The sequence below is a fragment of the Kitasatospora sp. NPDC048194 genome, from assembly GCF_043202455.1.
Taxonomy (GTDB): Bacteria; Actinomycetota; Actinomycetes; order Streptomycetales; family Streptomycetaceae; genus Kitasatospora.
Genome location: NZ_JBIDAK010000025.1, coordinates 62,550 through 83,965, shown reverse-complemented (window position 1 = coordinate 83,965; position 21,416 = coordinate 62,550). Strand labels below are relative to the sequence as shown.

At 74.7% G+C, this 21,416-nt stretch carries 15 protein-coding genes; 11 read left to right on the top strand and 4 right to left on the bottom strand.

The window, feature by feature from the left end:
• The first annotated feature begins 185 nt into the window (after window positions 1–185).
• Window positions 186–1,352 carry a glycosyltransferase family 4 protein gene (locus ACGF07_RS26310; RefSeq protein WP_392902601.1) on the top strand — a complete coding sequence of 389 codons (1,167 nt, stop codon included), beginning with the start codon at window positions 186–188 and terminating at the stop codon, window positions 1,350–1,352.
• Between the two features lie 48 nt (window positions 1,353–1,400).
• Here the strand turns inward: ACGF07_RS26310 and ACGF07_RS26305 are convergent, their stop codons facing one another.
• Window positions 1,401–3,398: a glycoside hydrolase family 15 protein gene (locus tag ACGF07_RS26305; RefSeq protein WP_350741725.1), complete on the bottom strand. Its 1,998-nt coding sequence runs from the start codon at window positions 3,396–3,398 to the stop codon at window positions 1,401–1,403.
• A gap of 719 nt (window positions 3,399–4,117) precedes the next feature.
• Here ACGF07_RS26305 and ACGF07_RS26300 point away from each other — a divergent pair.
• The 10 genes from ACGF07_RS26300 (at window position 4,118) to ACGF07_RS26255 (ending at window position 17,007) form a co-directional block, all read left to right on the top strand.
• On the top strand, window positions 4,118–5,797 hold the full coding sequence (locus tag ACGF07_RS26300; protein ID WP_392902596.1) for a CTP synthase: 1,680 nt from the start codon (window positions 4,118–4,120) through the stop codon (window positions 5,795–5,797).
• Between the two features lie 104 nt (window positions 5,798–5,901).
• Window positions 5,902–6,549 carry an NUDIX domain-containing protein gene (locus ACGF07_RS26295; RefSeq protein WP_392902594.1) on the top strand — a complete coding sequence of 216 codons (648 nt, stop codon included), beginning with the start codon at window positions 5,902–5,904 and terminating at the stop codon, window positions 6,547–6,549.
• 241 nt (window positions 6,550–6,790) lie between these two features.
• Window positions 6,791–8,836, top strand: a complete 2,046-nt coding sequence (locus ACGF07_RS26290; protein WP_392902592.1) for a tetratricopeptide repeat protein — start codon at window positions 6,791–6,793, stop codon at window positions 8,834–8,836.
• A 261-nt stretch (window positions 8,837–9,097) separates the two neighbouring features.
• Window positions 9,098–10,213, top strand: a complete 1,116-nt coding sequence (ald, locus tag ACGF07_RS26285; RefSeq protein ID WP_350741731.1) for an alanine dehydrogenase — start codon at window positions 9,098–9,100, stop codon at window positions 10,211–10,213.
• Between the two features lie 425 nt (window positions 10,214–10,638).
• Window positions 10,639–11,706 (top strand): ParA family protein, encoded by a 1,068-nt coding sequence (locus ACGF07_RS26280; protein ID WP_030245868.1) that lies wholly within the window; start codon window positions 10,639–10,641, stop codon window positions 11,704–11,706.
• Entirely contained in the window at window positions 11,703–12,296 is a 594-nt protein-coding gene (locus tag ACGF07_RS26275; protein ID WP_350741735.1) for a hypothetical protein, read from the top strand. Before ACGF07_RS26280 ends, ACGF07_RS26275 begins: the two co-directional genes overlap by 4 nt.
• Before the next feature lie 208 nt (window positions 12,297–12,504).
• Window positions 12,505–13,509, top strand: a complete 1,005-nt coding sequence (locus ACGF07_RS26270) for a segregation and condensation protein A (protein ID WP_392902590.1) — start codon at window positions 12,505–12,507, stop codon at window positions 13,507–13,509.
• Window positions 13,510–13,781: 272 nt separating this feature from the next.
• Entirely contained in the window at window positions 13,782–14,375 is a 594-nt protein-coding gene (locus ACGF07_RS26265; RefSeq protein ID WP_350741763.1) for an SMC-Scp complex subunit ScpB, read from the top strand.
• Between the two features lie 63 nt (window positions 14,376–14,438).
• A complete protein-coding gene (locus tag ACGF07_RS26260) occupies window positions 14,439–15,713 on the top strand; it encodes a pseudouridine synthase (RefSeq protein ID WP_392902587.1) in 1,275 nt (424 codons plus the stop codon).
• 286 nt (window positions 15,714–15,999) lie between these two features.
• Window positions 16,000–17,007, top strand: a complete 1,008-nt coding sequence (locus tag ACGF07_RS26255; protein ID WP_392902584.1) for a helix-turn-helix domain-containing protein — start codon at window positions 16,000–16,002, stop codon at window positions 17,005–17,007.
• Between the two features lie 12 nt (window positions 17,008–17,019).
• Here ACGF07_RS26255 and ACGF07_RS26250 read toward each other — a convergent pair whose 3' ends face one another.
• From ACGF07_RS26250 to ACGF07_RS26240, 3 genes are read right to left on the bottom strand one after another with little or no spacing between them, the layout of a single operon-like run.
• Window positions 17,020–17,382 carry a DUF952 domain-containing protein gene (locus tag ACGF07_RS26250; protein ID WP_350741743.1) on the bottom strand — a complete coding sequence of 121 codons (363 nt, stop codon included), beginning with the start codon at window positions 17,380–17,382 and terminating at the stop codon, window positions 17,020–17,022.
• Window positions 17,383–17,434: 52 nt separating this feature from the next.
• Window positions 17,435–18,982: a DUF4139 domain-containing protein gene (locus tag ACGF07_RS26245; RefSeq protein ID WP_350741745.1), complete on the bottom strand. Its 1,548-nt coding sequence runs from the start codon at window positions 18,980–18,982 to the stop codon at window positions 17,435–17,437.
• Between the two features lie 3 nt (window positions 18,983–18,985).
• On the bottom strand, window positions 18,986–21,403 hold the full coding sequence (locus tag ACGF07_RS26240; protein ID WP_392902581.1) for a DUF4139 domain-containing protein: 2,418 nt from the start codon (window positions 21,401–21,403) through the stop codon (window positions 18,986–18,988).
• Between the last annotated feature and the right edge of the window lie 13 nt (window positions 21,404–21,416).

Sequence of the window (21,416 nt, the reverse complement as noted above, 5' to 3'; positions counted from 1 at the left end):
GGCCCCTCCACCGGGTCCGGCGGACCTCGCGGCAGGACGACGCGCCCCGGCGGCGCCGACTGTCCAAGAGGGCCGCCGACCTGGCATGGTGGCGGCTGGACACTGGCTTTCCAGTCCCGAGCGCCGCCGGGCGGGCAACCCTCGCGAGGCGGCACGCGAACCTGATCGAGTCGGAGCGAGACGACGTGGACCATTCCGCCGCCCGGGCCACCGCGGCCGCCCCGGAACCGGGGCAGCTGCGCGTGGTCCTCGTCCTGGCCGCCAGCACCGGCGGCATCGGTGCGCACGTGCGCTCCCTGGCCCAGGGCCTGGTCGCGCACGGCGTGATCGTCACCGTCTGCGCGCCGGCCGGCACCGACGCGCTGTACGGCTTCTCCCGCACCGGCGCCCGGTTCCACACCGTCGACATCACGCCCACGGCGGGCGCCCGCAGCGACGCCACCGCGATCGGCGAGCTGCGCCGGGCCTTCACCGCCGCCGACGTGGTGCACGCCCACGGGCTGCGCGCCGGGCTGCTCTCGGACCTCGCGCTGCGCACCGCGGGCCGCTTCCCGGGCCTGCGCCCGGAGACGCCGCTGGTGGTCACCTCGCACCACGCGCTGCTGGCCACCGGCATGGAGCGCCGGCTGCAGCGGCTGATGGAGCGCCGGGTGGCCCGCGCCGCCGACCTGGTCCTCGGTGCCTCCTCGGACCTGGTCGCCCGGGCCCGGGAACTCGGCGCCACCGACGCCCGGCTGGGCCCGGTGGCCGCCCCGCCGATGCCGGAGGGCCGGCTCGGCCGCCCCGAGGCGCGGGCCGCGCTGCTCGGCGACGGCCCGGACCGGCCGCTGGTGCTGGCGGTGGGCCGGCTCGTCCCGCAGAAGGCCTTCGGGCTGCTGCTGGACGCCACCCGCGAGCTGTCCTCGCTCGACCCGGAGCCGCTGGTGCTGCTCGCCGGGGACGGCCCGGAGGCGGGTCCGCTGCGCGAGCGGGTGACCGCCGAGAAGCTGCCGGTGCGCCTGCTCGGCTACCGCACCGACGTGCCCGACCTGCTGGCCGCCGCCGACGTGGTGGTGGTCCCCAGCCGCTGGGAGGCCCGCTCGCTGGTGGTCCAGGAGGCGATGCGGGCCGGTGTGCCGGTGGTGGCGACCGCCGTCGGCGGCATCCCCGAACTGGTCGGCGACGCCGCCGTGCTGGTGCCGCCGGGCGATCCGGCGGCGATCGGCCGGGCGGTGCGCGACCTGCTGACCGACCCCGCCCGCCGCGAGGAGCTGGTGGCGGCCGGCCGGCAGCAGGCCGAGACCTGGCCGGACGAGGCCGCCACCGTCGCCCAGGTGCTCAGCACCTACGACGAGCTCGTGCAGCGGGGCTGACGAGCTCGTGCGGCGGGGCCGGGTCGTGCGGCGGAGCCGGGCCGCGTCCTAGACGGTGGCCTGCTCGACCCGGTCGGCGGCCCGGCCGTCCGGCTGGGCCGACAGGTAGGCGGCGCCGGAGGCGGTCAGCCGCAGGGCGGTGTCGATCAGCGGGACGTGGCTGAAGGCCTGCGGGAAGTTGCCGACCTGGCGCTTGAGCCGCGGGTCCCACTCCTCGGCGAGCAGGCCGAGGTCGTTGCGCAGCGACAGCAGCCGGTCGAACAGCTCGCGGGCCTCCTGCACCCGGCCGATCATGGCGAGGTCGTCGGCCAGCCAGAAGGAGCAGGCCAGGAAGGCGCCCTCGTGGCCGGAGAGGCCGTCGACGTTGTTGCCGGACTCGTCGTGGGTCGGGTAGCGCAGCACGAAGCCGTCCTCGGTGGACAGCTCGCGCTGGATCGCCTCGATGGTGCCGATCACGCGCTTGTCGTCCGGCGGCAGGAAGCCGACCTGCGGGATGAGCAGCAGCGAGGCGTCCAGCTCCTGGCTGCCGTAGTACTGGGTGAAGGTGTTGCGCTCCGGGTCGTAGCCCTTGTCGCAGACGTCCCGGTGGATGGTGTCGCGCAGTTCGCGCCAGCGCTCCAGGTGGCCGTCGGCCGGGGCGTCCTCGGGGGTCTGCTCCAGCAGCTTGATGGTGCGGTCGACGGCGACCCAGGCCATCACCTTGGAGTGGACGAAGTGCCGGCGCGGGCCGCGGACCTCCCAGATCCCCTCGTCCGGGTTCTGCCAGTGGTCCTCCAGGTACTCGATCAGGCGCAGCTGGAGGTGGTGGGCGTGGTCGTTGCGGACCAGGCCGGTCATGTGGGCGAGGTGGAGCGCCTCGACCACCTCGCCGTAGACGTCGAGCTGGAGCTGCCCGGCGGCGCCGTTGCCGATGCGGACGGGCTGGGAGCCCTCGTAGCCGGGCAGCCAGTCGAGCGAGGACTCGGTGAGTTCGCGCTCGCCGGCGATGCCGTACATGATCTGCAGGTTCTCCGGGTCGCCGGCGACGGCCCGCAGCAGCCACTCGCGCCAGGCCTTGGCCTCCTCGCGGTAGCCGGTGCGCAGCAGCGAGGAGAGGGTGATCGCGGCGTCGCGCAGCCAGGTGTAGCGGTAGTCCCAGTTGCGCTCGCCGCCGATGTCCTCGGGCAGGGAAGTGGTGGGGGCGGCGACGATGCCGCCGGTGGGGGCGTAGGTGAGGCCCTTGAGGGTGATCAGCGAGCGGACCACGGCCTCGCGGTAAGGGCCCTGGTAGGTGCACTGGTCAGCCCACTCGTGCCAGAAGTCGGCGGTGGCGTCGAGCATCGCCTCGGCGTCCGGGACTGCCGGCGGGTCGAGGTGGGAGGCCTGCCAGGTGAGGGCGAAGGCGATCCGCTCGCCGGCTTCGACGGTGAAGTCGGCGTAGGTGGTGAGGTCGCGGCCGTAGGTCTCGGAGTCGCCGTCCAGCCAGACCGAGTCGGGGCCGGCCATGGCGACGGTGCGGTGGGTGCCGTCGGCCTGCTCGATCCGGTGCACCCAGGGGACGATGCGGCCGTAGGAGAAGCGCATCCGCAGCGCCGAGCGCATCCGCACGGTGCCGGCCACGCCCTCGACGATCCGGATCACCTGGGGGACGGCGTCCTTGCCGGCCAGCGGGCGCGGCGGCATGAAGTCGATCACCCGGACGGTGCCGCCCTGGGCGTCCCACTCCTGCTCCAGGATCAGTGAGTCGCCGCGGTAGCGGCGCCGGTCGGCGGGCACGGCGGGGGCGGCGGCGGTGGGCGGGGGCACGCGCAGGTCGGCGGGGGTGGCGATGCGGACCCGGCCCGCGGGGGTGGTGGCGGTGGCGGCGGGCGCGGGGACCTCGGTCAGGACGGCTTCGGCCGGGCCGATCCGCCAGAAGCCGTGTTCATCGGTGCCCAGCAGGCCGGCGAACACGGCCGGCGAGTCGAAGCGGGGAAGGCAGAGCCAGTCCACCGCCCCGTCCCTGCTGACCAGGGCAGCGGTCTGCATGTCCCCGATGAGTGCGTAGTCCTCGATACGGCCGGCCACGTGGATCTCCAGTTCGCAATGTGGTCAGGGCATCGGCGAACGGGGGAGCGAGCGGTCTGCGGGGCCGGGGGTCCACCCCGGGACGTCCGGTCCGCCGGGGGGTGGTGGCGGGCCTTGCTGGAGTGTCCGCGCGGGGCTCGGTGGAGCCCCTGAGGTGGGTGGGGGGAGCTGGAAACGGGGAGGTCCGGTCGCGCATCGGGGACCGGGAGTGTCCCTGACCCTCCCACGCCCTCCGCGTGCTCGTGCTGTCGCGATGCGTCCGTGCAGCTTACGACGGACGAAAGGGGCGAAGCACGCGGACGCAGCCTCGTGTGGCGCCGCAATTCGGCGGAAATGCCGTGCATCGCGGTGGCCGGGCGCAGGATGGCACGGAAGGATCACCTCCGGGTGGCCGTAACGGAGGGGCCGGCATGGCCCGGACGGAGGCCTGCGCCTGGCCCGGTCCGGCCGGGTGGCGCGACCGGTGTGACTCCTGCGGCGCATGATGCGCTGGTGGTGCGCGGGGCGCACGCTCCCGGAGCGCCGGGCGCGGGCCGAACGGCGTCCCGGCCGGGTCACTGATACCCTGGTATCCCGTGGACCGGCGGGATCAAACGCCCCGGACCAGCCGAACCGACGACCCTTCGAGAGCCGAGCACAGAGCCGGCCTCCCGTCGCCCGGCGAGCCGAGAGCCTCCCGCCCACGTCACCTTCGACACGCGACCCACGGGAGCCCCCTCTTGGCACAGCCCCATTCCGGCAAGGCAGCGAACGGCCGCGCCGTGACGACCAAGCACCTCTTCGTCACCGGGGGTGTCGCCTCTTCGCTCGGCAAGGGCCTCACCGCCTCCAGCCTCGGCGCGCTCCTCAAGGCCCGCGGCCTGCGCGTGACGATGCAGAAGCTCGACCCGTACCTCAACGTGGACCCGGGCACCATGAACCCGTTCCAGCACGGCGAGGTCTTCGTCACCGACGACGGCGCCGAGACGGACCTGGACATCGGCCACTACGAGCGGTTCCTGGACACCAACCTGCACGGCTCGGCGAACGTCACCACCGGCCAGGTGTACTCGACCGTCATCGCCAAGGAGCGCCGCGGCGAGTACCTGGGCGACACCGTCCAGGTCATCCCGCACATCACCAACGAGATCAAGTCCCGGATCCGCCGGATGGCGACCGAGGACGTCGACGTGGTGATCACCGAGGTCGGCGGCACCGTCGGCGACATCGAGTCGCTGCCGTTCCTGGAGGCCGTCCGCCAGGTCCGCCACGAGGTCGGCCGGGACAACGTGTTCTTCGTGCACGTCTCCCTGCTGCCGTACATCGGCCCCTCGGGCGAGCTCAAGACCAAGCCCACCCAGCACTCCGTCGCCGCGCTGCGCAACATCGGCATCCAGCCGGACGCCATCGTGCTGCGCGCCGACCGCGAGGTCCCGCAGGCGATCAAGCGCAAGATCTCGCTGATGTGCGACGTGGACGAGGAGGCCGTGGTCGCGGCCATCGACGCCAAGTCGATCTACGACATCCCGAAGGTGCTGCACGGCGAGGGCCTGGACGCCTACGTGGTGCGCCGCCTCGACCTGCCGTTCCGCGACGTCGACTGGACCACCTGGGACGACCTGCTGCGCCGCGTCCACGAGCCGCAGCACATCGTCAAGGTCGCCCTGGTCGGCAAGTACATCGACCTGCCGGACGCCTACCTGTCGGTGACCGAGGCGCTGCGCGCCGGCGGCTTCGCCAACAACGCCCGGGTCGAGATCAAGTGGGTCACCTCGGACGACTGCGAGACCCCCGAGGGCGCCCGGGCCCAGCTCGGCGACGTGGACGCGATCTGCATCCCCGGCGGCTTCGGCGACCGCGGCGTCAACGGCAAGGTCGGCGCGATCACCTTCGCCCGCGAGAACAAGGTCCCGCTGCTCGGCCTGTGCCTGGGCCTGCAGTGCGTGGTCATCGAGGCGGCCCGCAACTTGGCCGGCCTGCCCGAGGCCAACTCCACCGAGTTCGACCCCGCCGCCAAGCACCCGGTCGTCTCCACCATGGCCGAGCAGCTGGCGATCGTCGACGGCAAGGGCGACCTGGGCGGCACCATGCGGCTGGGCCTGTACCCGGCCAAGCTCACCGAGGGCTCGATCGTGCGCGAGGTCTACGGCGGCGAGCAGTACGTCGAGGAGCGCCACCGCCACCGCTACGAGGTCAACAACGCGTACCGCGCCGACCTGGAGAAGACCGGTCTGCAGTTCTCCGGCCTCTCGCCCAAGGGCGACCTGGTCGAGTACGTCGAGTACCCGCGCGAGGTGCACCCGTACCTGGTGGCCACCCAGGCCCACCCGGAGCTGAAGTCGCGCCCGACCCGTCCGCACCCGCTGTTCGCGGGCCTGGTCAAGGCCGCCATCGAGATCAAGACCGGCGTCTCCGAGTAGTTCCTCTCCTCGGCCCCGGTCGTTCACCGGACGGCGGTCCCGCGATTCCCGCGGGGCCGCCGTTCGGCGTTAGATTGTGTCGTACTGACGAAAAGGGGAGTGCGATGGACGAGCAGAGCGGCCTGGTGATCACCGACACGGCCGAGGAGTGGGAGGTCCGCGGGAGCGCGACGCCGTTCCAGGGCAAGGTCACCGGGGTGCGCAGCGAGGAGGTCCGGATGCCCGACGGCAGCTGGGCCCGCCGCGACTACCAGACCCACCCCGGCTCGGTGTCGGTGCTCGCGCTGGACGACCGGCAGCGGGTGCTGATCCTGCGCCAGTACCGCCACCCGGTCCGCCAGCGGCTGTGGGAGCTGCCGGCCGGCCTGCTCGACGTGCCCGGCGAGAACCCCTGGCGCGCCGCGCAGCGGGAGCTGTTCGAGGAGGCCCACTGCAAGGCCGACACCTGGCGGATCCTCGTCGACTACTACACGTCCCCGGGCGGCACCGACGAGGCGCTGCGGATGTTCCTGGCCACCGACCTGTCGGCGGCCGAGGGCGAGCGCTACGAGGCCGAGGGCGAGGAGCAGGAGATCGAGGTCGCCTGGGTCCCGGTGCCCGAGCTGATCCGGCTGATCCAGGCCGGGCGCCTGCACAACCCGACCCTAATCATCGGCACCCTCGCCGTGCACGCCGCGCTCACCGGTCCGGACGGCCTGGACGCGCTGCGCCGACCGGACTCGCCGTGGCCGGCCCGCCCGTTCGAGGCGTGAGCGAACAGCGGCGGGAACACCCCTCCGAGGCGTGGACGAACGACCCGGCTTGATGCCTTGGGGTGATTTGCCGGTTCGTACGACCGGATGTCACCTCAATCGAGCCCGGCGGTCGAACTACGCTTCGCAGGGAGGGCGCCCGTGCCGGGCCGGCCTCCGCCGAGCGCCGGCCCCTGAGCAGCCGGACGCCGGGCGCGGGAAGACGTCGGGAGTGGCACGGGTGGCGAGGAAGACGGCGACGATGGATCCCGGCACCGACGCGCGGGTCGGTGCCGTCCCCGGTCTGGAGCGGCTGCCGGCCGGGCCCGCGCTGTTCGTCGGACGGCGCGCCGAGCTCGCCGCGCTGCGGGCCGCCGCGGCCCGTCCGGTGAGCGGCCGCTGCCCGGTGCTGGTGGTGGCCGGGCGCCCCGGCTCCGGTCGGACCGCCCTCGCCGTCCGCTTCGCCCGTACCGTCGCGGCCGACTACCCGGACGGCGTGCTCTTCGCGCGGCTGTCCGCCCCCGACGGCGGCAGGGTGCCGCCGGGCCGGGCGGCCAGGGTGCTGCTGGAGCAGCTCGATCCGCAGGCGGCCGTGCCGCTGCCCGGGATCGTGGAGGACGGGCGCGACGAACCGGGCTGCACCGCGCTGCGGGAGGCGCTCGCCGGGCTGCGGGTCCTGCTGGTGCTGGACGACGTGCGGGACGCCGGACAGGTGTGGCCGCTGCTGGCCGACGAACCCGGCTGCCTGGTCCTCGCCACCACGGCGGGGCCGCTCACCGGGATCGAGGACATCGACCCGGTGATCCTCGGCGGGCTGGACCGGCAGGCCTCCGGCGAACTGCTGGCCGACCTGGTCGGCGGCACCCGGATCTCCTGCGACCCGGTCGGCGGGGCCGATCTGGCCGAGGCCTGCGCGGCCCGCCCGGCCGCCCTGCGGCTGATGGCCGGGTGGCTGCGCGCCAACCCGAAGACCGCGGTCACGGACGCGGCGCGGGAACTGAACCGGGTGGTCGGCGAGGAGTCCGCTGCCGCGGGCGGCGGCAAGGCGGGCAGGGCCGGCCGGACCGGCAAGGCCGCCAAGGCCGCCAGGGGCAGGTCCGGGGGCGAGGCCGCCGTGGCGAAGGAGGACCCGCGGCAGCCGGCCGAGGGCCAGGGCGCGGAGGCCGCCGCCGCACCCGAGCCGGCCGGCGACCCCTCCACCTGGGTCAAGCCGGGGCCGGAGCCGGCCGAGCCGGTGCCCGTCCCCGACAACGACCCGCTGGTCGGCGCCTTCACCCTGGTCTACCGCACCCTGCCGGCCGCCCAGGCGCGGATGCTGCGCACCCTGACCCTGGCCCCGGCGCAGACCGCCGACCCGCGGACCGCCTCCGCGCTGGTCGGCTGCCCGGCCCCGGAGGCCGCCGCGACGCTGGCCGCGCTCGCCGAGCGGGAGCTGCTCGGCGAGGAGGCTCCGGCCGCCGACGGCACCCCGCGCTACCGGGTGCCCGGCAGGCTCTACCCGCGGCTGGTCCGGCTGCGCGAGCGGGAGGACCGGGCCGCCGAGACCGAGCTCGCCCGGGCCCGGCTGCTGGAGCGGCTGGTCCGGCTCACCGAGTCGGCCCGCGCGCTGCTCGACCCGTCCGGCGGCCCGGCGCCCGAGCCGCTGCCGGCCGCCCTGCGGCTGGACTCCGCCGCGCACGCCCGCGACTGGCTGCTCGGCGAGCGCGAGCTGCTGCTCGGCGCGGTCGCCGACGCGATCGGCCAGGGCGACCTGGACGGCTCGGCCGGGCGGCTGGTCACCGCGCTGCTGCGGTCGCTGCCGCTGACCGGCGCCGCCGCCCCCACCGACCTCTACCGGCTGCACGAGCTGGTGCTCACCGTGGCCGAGCGGCACGGCCGCCCCCGCCGGGCCTCGGCCGCGCTGCTCAACCTGGGCGACCTCCAGGCCGCGGCGGGCCGGTGGGAGCAGGCCGCGACCCACTACCGCGCCGCCCTGGAGCACGCCCGCACGGCCGGGGACGAGCCGCTCTGCGCCCGGGCCCTGGAGGGTGCGGCCGGCTGCCACCGGGCGCTCGGCGACGCGGTGCGCGCCGCCGACTGGTACGGGCGGGCGCTCGGCCTGCGGCAGTCGCTGGGCGACCAGGCGGCGGAGGCCCGGCTGCTGACCCGGCTCGCCGAGGCGCACACCGCGCAGCGCCGCTTCGAGGAGGCCGACCGGGAGTACCGGGCCGCGCTGGCGGTGCTGCGCCGGATCGGCGACGAACAGGGGCGGGAGGCCGTCGGGGCGGCCCTCGCGGACCTGCGGGAACGTGTCGACGCCGGGTGGTGACGGCGCTTTCGGAGGTATCGTCGGAAGTGCCCGGTTGTCACGCCTATGGCAGGTAGTAGCCGGTGGAAGCCTACGAACCTGCCAATGTGTTCGGCGAAATTATTCGATTTGGAAGGCTGACACGCCGCCTGGGCTTCATTACACTCGAACTCAGTCGCGCAGCGATCCCCTGCCCCGGGCTGCCCGGAGGCTTCCCCACGTGCGCGTCGCCCACCGGTCTTCTCCGGTCGGGACCCCCATGGCAAGAGGACGTGTTTAGCCGTGAAGGTCGGCATCCCCCGCGAGGTCAAGAACCACGAGTACCGCGTGGCCATCACGCCCGCCGGCGTGCATGAGCTGGTCCGCAACGGACACGAGGTCTACATCGAGGACAACGCCGGTCTCGGCTCCTCGATCCCCAACGAGGAGTACGTGGCCGCCGGCGCCACCATCCTCCCCACCGCCGACGAGGTGTGGGCCACCGCCGACCTGCTGCTGAAGGTCAAGGAGCCCATCGCCTCCGAGTACCACCGGCTGCGCAAGGGGCAGACCCTCTTCACGTACCTGCACCTGGCGGCCGACCGTGCCGGTACCGACGCGCTGATCGCCTCGGGCACCACCGCCATCGCGTACGAGACCGTGCAGCTGGCCAACGGCGCGCTGCCGCTGCTCGCCCCGATGTCCGAGGTCGCGGGCCGGCTGGCCCCGCAGGTCGGCTCGTACCACCTGATGCGCCCGGCCGGCGGCCGCGGCGTGCTGCCCGGCGGCGTGCCCGGCACCCACCCGGCCAAGGCCGTCGTCATCGGCGGTGGCGTCTCCGGTTGGCACGCGGCCACCATCGCCATCGGCATGGGCTACGACGTGACCCTGCTCGACCGCGACATCAACAAGCTGCGCGAGGCCGACCGCATCTTCGGCACGAAGATCAAGGCCATCATGTCCAACTCCTTCGAGCTGGAGAAGGCCGTCCTGGACGCCGACCTGGTCATCGGCGCGGTGCTGATCCCGGGCGCCAAGGCCCCGAAGCTGGTCACCAACGAGCTGGTCTCCCGGATGAAGCCGGGCTCCGTGCTCGTCGACATCGCCATCGACCAGGGCGGCTGCTTCGAGGACTCGCACCCGACCACGCACGACGACCCGACCTTCCAGGTCCACAACTCGGTCTTCTACTGCGTGGCGAACATGCCGGGCGCCGTCCCGAACACCTCCACCTACGCGCTGACCAACGCCACCCTGCCGTACGTCATCGAGCTGGCGAACCGCGGGTGGAAGGAGGCGCTGCGCCGTGACCCGGCGCTCGCCAAGGGCCTCAACGTGCACGAGGGCCAGATCACCTTCCCGGCCGTGGCCGACGCCTTCGGCCTGGAGTCGGTCACGCTGGACAGCGTGCTCGCCTGATCTCCCTGACCGCACGGCGGTCGTTCGCCCCCGACCCGATTCCTTCGGGTCGGGGGCTTCGCCGTGCCCGCGAACGGCCCGCGGACCGGTCGGGTCGCTCTGTCGTCAATTCCCGCGGGTCGGGTCACCCGACCGCAGAAACGTTAGGGTCATGGGCCCGCTCATCCCTTGACAGCAGCCCGCCCGATAGTCGACACATCGGGCCCACTACCGTGGATTGTGTTGCTGCGAACGCCTTGAACGGCCTAGAGTCGCAAACCGTCGGCATGCTGCCACGCTGACGAATCGACATAGAGTCCTGGATGCCCAAGGAGGTAAGACGACTTGTGAATGAGTCGACAATTGCTCCCGGGGGTGGTCAGCCAGGACTGGCGGAGCACACCGCCGGCCAGCCGAGTGAGGAGCCCGGGGCCCGGCAGCCCTCCGTGGGCTCGGCCGAGGTCGGCTCGGTCGCACTCCGCACTTTCGAAGCACGCCAGAACACAGCGCAGGTGACCACGGTGACCGATCACGACGCCGACTTGGCGGCCTACGGCCTGGCCTACGGCGAGTTCGCCTACGGCGCCTACGACGACCCGGACGCCGAGTACGAGCCGGACCCGGAGTACGCCGCCACCCTGGCCCCCGACGCCGCGCGCCAGCGCCGCGAGCGGGTCGGCCCGACCGGCCGTCCGCTGCCGTACTTCCCGATCCCCGCGCCGGTCGCCGAGCACGGCCCCGCCCAGATCATCGCCATGTGCAACCAGAAGGGCGGCGTCGGCAAGACCACGTCGACCATCAACCTGGGCGCGGCGCTGGCCGAGTACGGCCGCCGGGTGCTGCTCGTCGACTTCGACCCGCAGGGCGCGCTCTCGGTCGGCCTCGGCGTCAACCCCATGGAGCTGGACGTCACCGTCTACAACCTGCTCATGGAGCGGGGCCTGACGGCCGATGAGGTGCTGCTGAAGACCGCCGTCCCCGGCATGGACCTGCTGCCCTCCAACATCGACCTCTCCGCCGCCGAGGTGCAGCTGGTCAGCGAGGTGGCCCGGGAGTCCGCGCTGGCGCGCGCCCTGAAGCCGCTGCTGCCCGACTACGACTACGTCATCATCGACTGCCAGCCCTCGCTCGGGCTGCTGACGGTCAATGCGCTGACGGCCGCTCACAGCGTGATCGTGCCGCTGGAGTGCGAGTTCTTCGCGCTGCGCGGTGTCGCGCTGCTGACCGAGACGATCGAGAAGGTGTGCGAGCGGCTCAACCCCGAGCTGCGCCTGGACGGCATCCTCGCGACCATGTACGACTCGCGCACCGTGCACAGCCGTGAGGTGCTGGCGCGGGTCGTCGAGGCGTTCGGCGAGCACGTCTTCCACACCGTCATCGGGCGGACCGTGCGCTTCCCGGAGACCACCGTCGCCGGCGAGCCCATCACCACGTACGCCACCAACTCGGTCGGGGCCGCCGCCTACCGCCAGCTCGCCAGGGAGGTGCTCGACCGGTGCCGCCCCGCCGAGTGAGTCTCCCGGGTGCCGACGAGCTGTTCCGGACCACCGGCGGGATGGCGTTGTCGCCGTCCCTCGCGCCGCGTCCGGCCGCCGAGGCATCCAGACCGGAGACCGCGCGGACCGTCAACGGCACGGACGGCGCCGAGGGCGCCCACGGTGCCCAGGACGACCGGCAGGCGCCGCAGGAGCAGCAGTCGGCCGCCGCGGTGCCGTCGCCCGCGCAGCCGCCCGTGCAGCGGGCCGCCGGGGACCAGGGCGCCGGAGCGGCCGCCAACGGCGTGTCCGCCACCCGGGGCGCCCCGGCCGGCCGGACGCACGCGGGTGCCGCCGAGGAGCAGGCCGGTGCCGCCGGGCGCGCCCGGCCGCGGGGGCGCGCGCCGCGCCGACCGAGCGGACGCGAGCGGCACGACGAGAAGATCACCGTCTACGTGTCCGCCGAGGAGCTCATGGACCTCGAGCACACCCGGCTGGTGCTGCGCGGCGAGCACGGCCTGGCCGTGGACCGCGGGCGGATCGTCCGGGAGGCCATCGCGGTGGTCCTGGCGGACCTGGAGCAGCGCGGTGAGGCCTCCATCCTGGTCCGGCGGCTGCGCGGCCGGTAGGGCCGTCCTCCGGGCACCGGGTGCTGGCTGCGGCTGTCGGGCTGCGGCTGTCGGGCAGCGGCTGTCGGGCAGCGGATCCGGACAGCGGAGGTCGGGACTTCCGGGCGCCGGGCGTCGGGCGCCGACGGCCGGGGACCGTGCCGTCGGGCGGCGTGTCGGCGGGCCCCGGGGCGGGCCCTGCGGTCGGGGCGGGTGAAGATGGACCGTCATGCCGAGCACCGCCCAACCGGCCATCAGCGCCGCGAACCCGACCAGCGCCGCGGAGCCGACCACCGCCGTGGAGCCGAGCAGCGTCGTGGCGCCGGCCACTGCCGCGGACCCGAGCAGCGCCGTGGAGCCGACCCGGGGCGTGGAGCCGAGCAGCGCCGTGGACCCGGGCGAGGACGAGCCCCGGGGCGGTTTCCACGTCCGGCTGGAGAACTTCGAGGGCCCCTTCGACCTGCTGCTCAGCCTGATCGCCAGGCACAAGATGGACGTCACCGAGGTGGCGCTGGCCACGGTGACGGACGAGTTCGTGGCGCACATCCGCGCGATGGGGCCGGACTGGGACCTGGACGCGGCGACCGAGTTCCTGGTGGTGGCCGCCACCCTGCTGGACCTCAAGGCGGCCCGGCTGCTGCCCGCGGCCGAGGTCGAGGACGAGGAGGACCTCGCGCTGCTGGAGGCGCGGGACCTGCTGTTCGCGCGGCTGCTGCAGTACCGGGCGTACAAGCGGGCGGCGGCGGTGTTCGGCGAGCGGTGGGCCGCCGAGCTGCTCCGGCGGCCGCGGACCGTCGGGCTGGAACCGCGGCACGCGGAGCTGCTGCCCGAGGTGGTGATCACCGTCGGGCCCGAGGGGCTGGCCCGGCTCGCCGCCAAGGCGATGGAGCCCAAGCCCGCGCCCGTCGTCTACGTGGACCACATCCACACCCCGCCGATCAGCGTGCGCGAGCAGGCGGCTCTGGTGGTCGACCTGCTCACCGGGCTGGGGGAGGCCTCCTTCCAGCAGTTGGTCGCGGACGCGCCGGACACCCTGGTGGTGGTCGCGCGCTTCCTGGCCCTGCTGGAGCTGTACCGCGAGCGGGTGCTGGCCTTCGAGCAGCCGGAGGCGCTCGGGGAACTGCGGGTGCGCTGGGTGGCCGAGGAGGGTCGCGGCGCGGTCGAGGTGACGGACGAGTTCGACCGGCCCCCGGACGGGGCCGCGGACGAGGCGAAGGAGGACCGGCGGCGATGAGTGCCGGGAACGACGGCGGACGGCCGGTGCGCCGCCCGCTCGGCCTGCCCGGGCAGCCGAGGGTGCAGGAGTGGCTGGAACCGGCCTTCGAGCTGCTGCCCGAGCCCGTGGCGCCGGCGGCGGACCCCGGGCCGCGGGTGGTGCACCAGAAGTCGGCCGGGCCGACGTCCGACGTGCCGGACGAGCCGGCCGGTCCCCGGGCGCCCGCGGAGCAAGCAGAGCCGGCGGAGTCGGCGGCCCCCGGGCTGCGGGCCGAGCTGGAGGCGATCCTGATGGTCGTCGACGAGCCGGTCACCGAGGAGCGGCTGGCCGGCGTGCTGGAGCGGCCGCGGGCCGAGGTGGCCGGAGCGCTGCGCGAGCTGTCCGCCGAGTACGAGGCGGCCGGGCGCGGCTTCGACCTGCGGCTGGTGGCGGGCGGCTGGCGGTTCTACAGCCGCGACAGCTGCGCCGCGGCCGTCGACCGCTTCCTGCTGGACGGCCAGCAGGCCCGGTTGACCCAGGCCGCGTTGGAGACCCTGGCCGTGGTCGCGTACCGGCAGCCGGTGTCCAGATCGAGGGTCTCCGCCGTCCGCGGTGTGAACTGTGACGGAGTGATGCGTACCCTGGTACAGCGAGGACTGGTGGAAGAGGCCGGATCCGAGCCCGAAACAGGTGCGATCCTGTATCGGACGACGAACTACTTCCTGGAACGGATGGGGCTCCGCGGCTTGGACGAGCTGCCGGAGCTCGCTCCCTTCCTGCCCGAGGTCGACGACGTGGAAGCGGAGTCCCTGGAGGGCACGATGATCGCGGACGCGGTCGCCGTCGCTGCCGCACAGGCCGTGGACGGCAGTGGCGAGGCCGGTCGGGCAGCGCACGATCGGTAGGGGGAGGTGAGGTCGGCCGAGACGACCGCACATCCCAGACGGTAACGACGTACGGACACTTTGATGCGTAGCAGTGGCAACGGCAGGAACAGCAGCGGCGGCGGCAGCGGTCGCGGCGGACAGGGCGGGGGCCGGGGCGGCTCCTACGGCGGCGGCAGCAGCCGCGGCGGCTCGAGCTCGCGCGGGGGTTCGTACGGGGGCGGCTCGGGCTCCGGCTCCCGGGGCGGCTCGTACGGCGGCGGCTCGCGCGGCGGCTCCTACGGCGGCGGCAGCGGCCGCGGTGGCTCGGGCTCCGGCTCGGGTGCGCGCGGCGGCTCCTACGGGCGGGACGACCGGCGGGACGACCGCCGCTTCCCGGACCGCCCGCTGCGGCCGGAGGAGCGCAAGTACGACCGTCCGGAGTTCGGCGGCGGCCCGAACGCCACCCCGGCCCGCGGCGGCTACGCCGGCCGGCGTCCCGGCCCGGCCCCGCGCCCGCGCCGTGAGGGCCAGGGCGCCCCGGGCGACCCGCGCCGCCAGCCGCAGCGCTCGCGCGAGCTGCAGGCCAAGATCGAGGACGCGGTGCTCGCCCGGCACGACAAGCCGGCCGTGAAGCTGCCCAAGACCTTCGGGGAGCCCGAGGGCGAGCGCCTGCAGAAGGTGCTGGCCCGTGCGGGCGTCGGCAGCCGCCGCGCCTGCGAGGAGCTGATCGAGCAGGGCCGCGTCGAGGTCAACGGCAAGCGCGTCACCGAGCAGGGCAAGCGCGTCGACCCGGACAAGGACGAGATCAAGGTCGACGGCCTGACCGTCGCCACCCAGTCCTACCTGTTCTTCGCGCTCAACAAGCCGGCCGGCGTGGTCTCCACCATGGAGGACCCGGACGGGCGGCAGTGCCTCGGCGACTACGTGACCAACCGGGAGACCCGGCTGTTCCACGTCGGCCGCCTGGACACCGAGACCGAGGGCATCATCCTGCTCACCAACCACGGCGAGCTGGCCCACCGCCTCACCCACCCGCGCTACGGCGTGACCAAGACCTACCTGGCCGCCATCCAGGGCCCGATCCCGCGCGACCTGGGCCGCCAGCTGGCCCAGGGCGTGGAGCTGGAGGACGGCTTCGCCCGCGCCGACAGCTTCAAGGTCGTCTCCAACGTCGGCAAGAACTACCTGGTCGAGGTGACCCTGCACGAGGGCCGCAAGCACATCGTCCGCCGGATGCTGGCCGAGGTCGGCTTCCCGGTCGAGAAGCTGGTGCGCACCCACTTCGGCCCGATCGCGCTCGGTGACCAGAAGTCGGGCTGGCTGCGCCGGCTGACCAACCCCGAGGTCGGTCAGCTGATGCGCGAGGTCGGCCTGTAGGAGTCGGGCCCCGCCGGTCGTCCGCCGCCGTTCGTCGGCGTGCGTCGGCGTGCGTCCGAGCGGCGTGCGTCCGAGCATCGTTCGTCGGAGGGTCCCCTGCCCGTGGTGGCGGGGGGCCCTCCGGCGTTCGTGGGTGTGAGCCGGAACGCACCCGCTGGTCACGGCCTTGTCAGCGCCATGATCCGTGGCCGAGGATGGCCACCGGACCACCGTCCGCCCCGTGGCGGGACTGCGCCAGGGCGAGCGCCGGTGGGGGTGTCCGGGGCGAACAGGGGGAGACGGCGTCGTGTCCGATGCAGTACCGGGACGGTCAGCCGGTCAGGCCCTCGGCCCGCTGGGGCTGTCCGAGTCGGACGGGGAGGTCTACGCGGCCCTGGTGGCCAGTCCGCAGTCCACCGCGGAGGAACTGGCCGAGAGCTGCGGCCTGACGCTCCAGCAGAGCGTGCGCGCGCTGGACCGGCTGGCGCAGCAGGGCATGGCCACCCGCGCACCGGTGGACCGGCAGCGCTACCTGCCGGTGGCCCCGGACGTGGCGATCGGGACCCTGATCGGCCACCGGGAGTCCGAACTGCGCCGGGCCCGGGCGGAGATGCACCGGCTGATGGACGCGTTCCGGGAGGCCTCCCGCTACACCGACCCGGCGCACTCGGTGGAGGTGCTCACCGGCGGCGAGGCGATCGCCCAGCGGCTGGAGCACATCACCGAGACCAGCCAGTACCAGGTGCGCGGCTTCGACCGCCCGCCGTACATCCAGGACCCGGTGGCGCCGCTGACCCTGCAGCGGCGGCGGCTGAAGGAGGGGCTGCGGTTCCGGACCGTCTACGACCGGGAGGCGGTGGCCTGGCCCGGCCGGCTGGAGCGGAACATCCTGGTCGGTGTGGCGGACGGCGAGGAGGCCCGGGTGCGGCCGACCCTGCCGATGAAGATGATCATCTCGGACGACCGGATGGCGATCATCCCGATCAGCGTCGGTGACAGCGTGCTGGACGCCGCCTACGTGATCCACCCTTCGGCGCTGCTCCAGGCGCTGGACACGCTGTTCGAGGCGGAGTGGGAACGGGCGGTGCAGCTGCAGGCCGCGATCGGCACCGCGGAGGCCTCGCTCGAACCGGAGGCCGACCACCGCAAGCTGCTGGGCCTGCTGGCCGCGGGGCTGACCGACGAGTCGATCGCCCGCTCGCTGGGCTGGAGCGCCCGGACCACCCAGCGGCGGCTCCAGAGCCTGATGCGTTCGCTGGGCGCCACCACCCGCTTCCAGGCCGGGATGGCGGCCCGGGAGCGGGGGTGGCTGTGAACCTCGAGCCGGTCAGCTCCAGGGGCTGAGCGACGCCCAGCGGCCGTCCGGGCCGCGCTCGACCTTCTGCAGGCCGACCACGGCCGAGCGGTTCAGCCGGCCGTAGATGTGCGGGAAGAGGACGCCGGGGGTGGCTCCCGGGGGCGGTGCGCCGTGCGGGGCCTCCCACTTGACCATCGGCTCCACCAGCGACTCCTCGATCAGCAGCACCATCAGCGGGTCGGGGGCGTCGGTGAAGAAGGCGTTGGCCACGGCGAGCGCCGTCCGCTCGTCCGCCGAGCAGTGGATGAACCCGTCGGTGAGCAGCGACGCGGCGGCGTACGGTCGGCCGGGGTCGGTCAGCCAGTCGTCCAGGGGTGCGAGATGGAGGATCATGTTCCCTTTGTACCCGTTTCCTTCCTGAGCGGTCGTCACGAGGCGGCGGGCATCACAGACCCGCCACCTTGGCGGCGGCCGCGACCTCGTACACCAGGGTGAGGGTGCGGCGGGCGCCCGGGCCGAGTGGGACGTCCCAGCGCACGATGCCCTCGGCGTCGAAGGAGTCCGGCGCCGGCGAGCACTCCTCCTTGCGCAGCCGCACCTCGACCGAGGAGACCTCGGAGACCGGTACCCGCTCGCGCACCGCGACCACCTGCTCGTCGTGCTCCTCCGGCCCGGAGAAGCGGGACAGGTGCAGCCGCACGGTCCGGGTCGTGGTCTGGCGGCCGGTCAGCGCGGCGACGGCCCGGCGCTCCTCGGTCTCGCGGACCACCCGGTAGCCGTCCGAACTCCCGAAGGACAGCTCGGTTTCGGCCCCGGCGGCGGTGAAGCGCAGCTCGCCCCGGCCGGTGAAGCCGCTGCCGCGCACCAGCTCGACCGGGCCGGCCAGCAACGGGTGCCCGGCCGTGTTGCGGAACCGGACCACCCGGGTGACCAGCGGGGACAGCTCCGGCGCGCAGACGTACTCGCTGCTCGCCGGGCCGGTGAAGGCACCCAGCGGGACCTTGTGGGCCCGGCCGTCGGACGGCACGGTGGCCGGGGCGGGGGCGGGCAGCACCCGCACCTCGCCGCCGTCGTCCAGACCGGGGACGGCGGCGGAGGGCCCGAGGGTGCTGATCGCCTCCTCGCGCAGCTCGACCTCCACCGTGCGGCGCTCCTCGTCGGTGCGCTCGCGCAGCGCCAGCACGTCCTCGGTGAGCGCGGGCGGGTCGGTGGCCAGGGCGGACCGGGCGGTGGAGAAGGTGAGCCGGGCACCGGTCCAGTCCTCGCCGGTGCGCTGCCAGACCACCGCCTCCGACTCCAGCCGCAGGCCGCCGCCGTCCAGGGTGGCGCGGTAGGAGGGGCGCCAGAGCGCGCAGGGCACCAGGTGGCTGACGGTCAGCCCGGTCGGGCCGGGCCGGGCCGCCTCGACGGTCAGCTCCAGGTGGGCGACCAGCTCGGCGGGCTCCTCCTCGGCCTCGTCCAGGGCGATCAGGGCCTGGGAGCGTTCCTGGTCCAGCCGGCGCAGCCGGGAGCGGGTCGCCCGCAGTTCCTCGCCGTAGCGCTCGCGCTCGGCGTCCACCCGGTCCAGCTCGCGGGCCCAGCGGGTGCGCTCGATCTCACCGACGCCGGCGCCCTCGCCGATCTCGCGCAGCAGGTCGGCGCTCAGCTGGGCGAGCAGGGCCAGACGGGCCTCCAACCGGGCCCGGGTCTGGTCGGCGAGGCGGGACTCGGCCTCCAGCGCGTGCAGCCGGTGGCGCAGCGCGGAGTCCTGCGGACCGGGCGGCAGCGGGGCGCGCGGGGTCCAGGTGCGGACCAGCCGGGCCTCCAGCACCCGGGTGCCCGGGCCGGTCGTCTCGGCGCGCAGGGTGCGGTCGACGGCCAGGGCGGTGAGCGGGCCCAGCCGCAGCCGCTGTACGCCCCCGGCGAGCTCGACGGTCGTCGTGCGCTCGACCTGCGCGCGGTCCTCCAGGCAGGTGACGGCGGTGACGGGGAGGGGGGTGGTTTCTCCGGTCATCTGTCAGTTCCTCCGGTTTCCGCCGACGATGGCCTTTCCGGCCGGGATCTTGATCTGGTAGCCGCCGTCCAGCTCACTGCGGCCACCGGGCGGGAGGTCGACCCGCCAGAGCCGGGTGCTGGGCGGGCACTCCGGCGTCGGCGCGGTCGGGGCGTGCCAGTCGCCGCGCTCCTCGATCCGGATCTCGGCGTCCGAGGTGACCGGCACGCGCTCGCGGACCTCCACGGTGACGGTGCGCCCCAGCCGGTTCGCCAGCTGGACGTGCACCCGGTGGTCGAGCACGGTGCTGTTGCCCTTCAGCATGCCCGTGGCCGACTCGTGCAGCTCGGTGCGGCGCGCCACCTCGATGCTCTCGGTGACGCCGATGCCCACGCTGCGGACGCCTCCGGGGGCGAGGCTGGGCAGGGCGGCGGTGAGCAGGAACTCGTCGTCCACCGTGACCTCGACCGGACCGGCCAGGACGGCGCGGTCGGTGCGGTTGGCGAGGACCAGGGTCGCGTACACCTTCTCCTCGACGGCCGGGACGGTGACGTACTCCGGGTGGACGGCCAGCGGGATCTCGTCGACGGTGACGGTGTGCCAGGTGGCGTCGGACGGGATGTCCGCCGGGGCGACGGCGTCGAAGCGGTAGTCGAAGGAACCGGCCGACCGGCGGGGCGGGACGGCGTGGCGGGGCAGGTCGAGGTCGCGGACCCGGGCGCCGCCGGGGCCGCCGGGGAGGAACCGCTCCCGTTCCTCGCGCTCCATCCGGGCGGGGTCCGGGCGCAGGGTGCCGCGACGGCCGGCGGGGGCGTCGGGGCCGGCCAGGAGGAGGCCGGGGTAGTCCAGCAGGGCGGTGTCGGGGTGGAAGCCGGTGACCGGCGGCGGCGTGGGGTGCAGGCCCCGGCCGCGCCGCCGGGCCTCCTCCGGCGGGGCGCCGCCGGCGGCCGGGGGCAGCGCGTCGGCGGCCTGGGGGTGCGCTGCGGCGGCTTCGGGCTGCGCTGCGGCGGCCTTGGCGTAGCGCATCGGGGCGCCGCCGGGAGCCCGGGACGCCGGTGCGGCCGGTGCGGCCGGTGCCGGCATGGCGCCCGGGGCGGATGGGGGTGCGGAGAGTGCGGGCGGGGCGCCGTAGCCGGCGAAGCCGGGCGGCGGTGGCGCGGGGACCGGCCCCTGGGGTGGGGCCGGCTCGTGCGGCTGGGCCGGCTCGTGGACGCTCAGCGAGCCGCCGCCGTACGGGCCGGAGGGCGGCGGCTGGTGCGCCGCGTACGCCGGGGGTGCGGGGAACCCGGCCCCGAGGGCTGCCCCGGCCGGGCCGGAGGCGGACACCGGGAGCGGAGCTGCGTGCCGGGGGGCGGGACGGGCGGCGGCGGCCGTGTCGTAGCCGGTGAACAGGTCGGACAGGCCGGCCGGGGGCTCGCGCCAGCCGGAGGGCGGCGGGGCGGGCTGGCTGCGGCCGATCCGCAGCGAGCCGAGCGCGGGCAGGTCGGTGCGGCGGTCGAGGTCGGCGGTGGACAGGGCGAGGCGGACGCCCGTCCAGTCCTCGCCGGTGTGCTGGGCCACGGCGGCCCGCAGGACGAGCTGGGCGGTGTCGGCTCCGGTGCGGTAGGTGAGGCGGTAGGCGGGCACCCAGCGGGCGGTGGGGACGCCGTACTCCAGCTCGAGGTCCAGGTGTCCGGTGGTGGCGGCGCCGGTGGCGGTCGGGTGGGTGGTGGCGGTCGGGTGGGTGGTGGCGGTCGTCGGGTGGGCCGGGGCGGTCGGGTTGGCGGAGTCGGTCGGGCGGGCCGGATCGGTCGGGTCGGGGTCTGCGGTGCGCACGGTGAGCAGCACGGTGGCGGCGGTCCCGACCGGCTCGGCGCGGTCGGCGGTGGACGCCCGTTCCAGCCGGTCGGCGGCCAACTCGCGCTCATGGTCGGCGAGTTCGATGTCGCGGGTGAGCTGCTCGGCGCGCTCCTGGAGCCGGGCCAGCCGTTCGTCGACGAAGTCGGCGAGCTCCAGCCAGGCCTCGGCGGGGGTGCGGCGCAGCGGCTCGTCGCGGCGGCGCTGCGGCGGGACGGCGCGCAGTGCGGCGGTCTCGTCGATCGCGGCCAGGACCAGCCGACGGCGCTCGTCGAGCGCGCTCAGGCGCTCCATCGCCTCCTCCAACTCCCGGCGCAGCACCGGGAGTTCCTCCGGCTCGCGGAGCTGGGCGGCCAGTTCGAGGCGGGCCTCGCTGACCACCGCGCCGGCCGGGCCGGCGAGCACCCGGGCGCGCAGCGACGTGCCGTCCAGCGAGTCGGGCAGGCCGGTCAGCCGCAGCCGTCCGTCGGGCGGGACGGGCACGGTGGCCCGACGGCGGCACACCGCGCCCTCGGCGTACACGACGACGGACTCCAGCACCGACGGGTGGGCCGGTACGGCCGGCGGTTCCGACGACCCGGTGTGACTGCTCTGCTGATCGTCCATGCGCAACCCCTTC

Bases quoted from the DNA above. Each gene is read 5' to 3' on its own strand.
- ACGF07_RS26295 (WP_392902594.1), top strand. From the start codon at position 5,902: ATGGACGAGCAGAGCGGCCTGGTGATCACCGACACGGCCGAGGAGTGG.
- ACGF07_RS26290 (WP_392902592.1), top strand. From the start codon at position 6,791: ATGGATCCCGGCACCGACGCGCGGGTCGGTGCCGTCCCCGGTCTGGAG.
- ACGF07_RS26270 (WP_392902590.1), top strand. From the start codon at position 12,505: ATGCCGAGCACCGCCCAACCGGCCATCAGCGCCGCGAACCCGACCAGC.
- ACGF07_RS26265 (WP_350741763.1), top strand. From the start codon at position 13,782: ATGGTCGTCGACGAGCCGGTCACCGAGGAGCGGCTGGCCGGCGTGCTG.
- ACGF07_RS26260 (WP_392902587.1), top strand. From the start codon at position 14,439: ATGCGTAGCAGTGGCAACGGCAGGAACAGCAGCGGCGGCGGCAGCGGT.
- ACGF07_RS26250 (WP_350741743.1), bottom strand. From the start codon at position 17,382: ATGATCCTCCATCTCGCACCCCTGGACGACTGGCTGACCGACCCCGGC.
- ACGF07_RS26245 (WP_350741745.1), bottom strand. From the start codon at position 18,982: ATGACCGGAGAAACCACCCCCCTCCCCGTCACCGCCGTCACCTGCCTG.
- ACGF07_RS26240 (WP_392902581.1), bottom strand. From the start codon at position 21,403: ATGGACGATCAGCAGAGCAGTCACACCGGGTCGTCGGAACCGCCGGCC.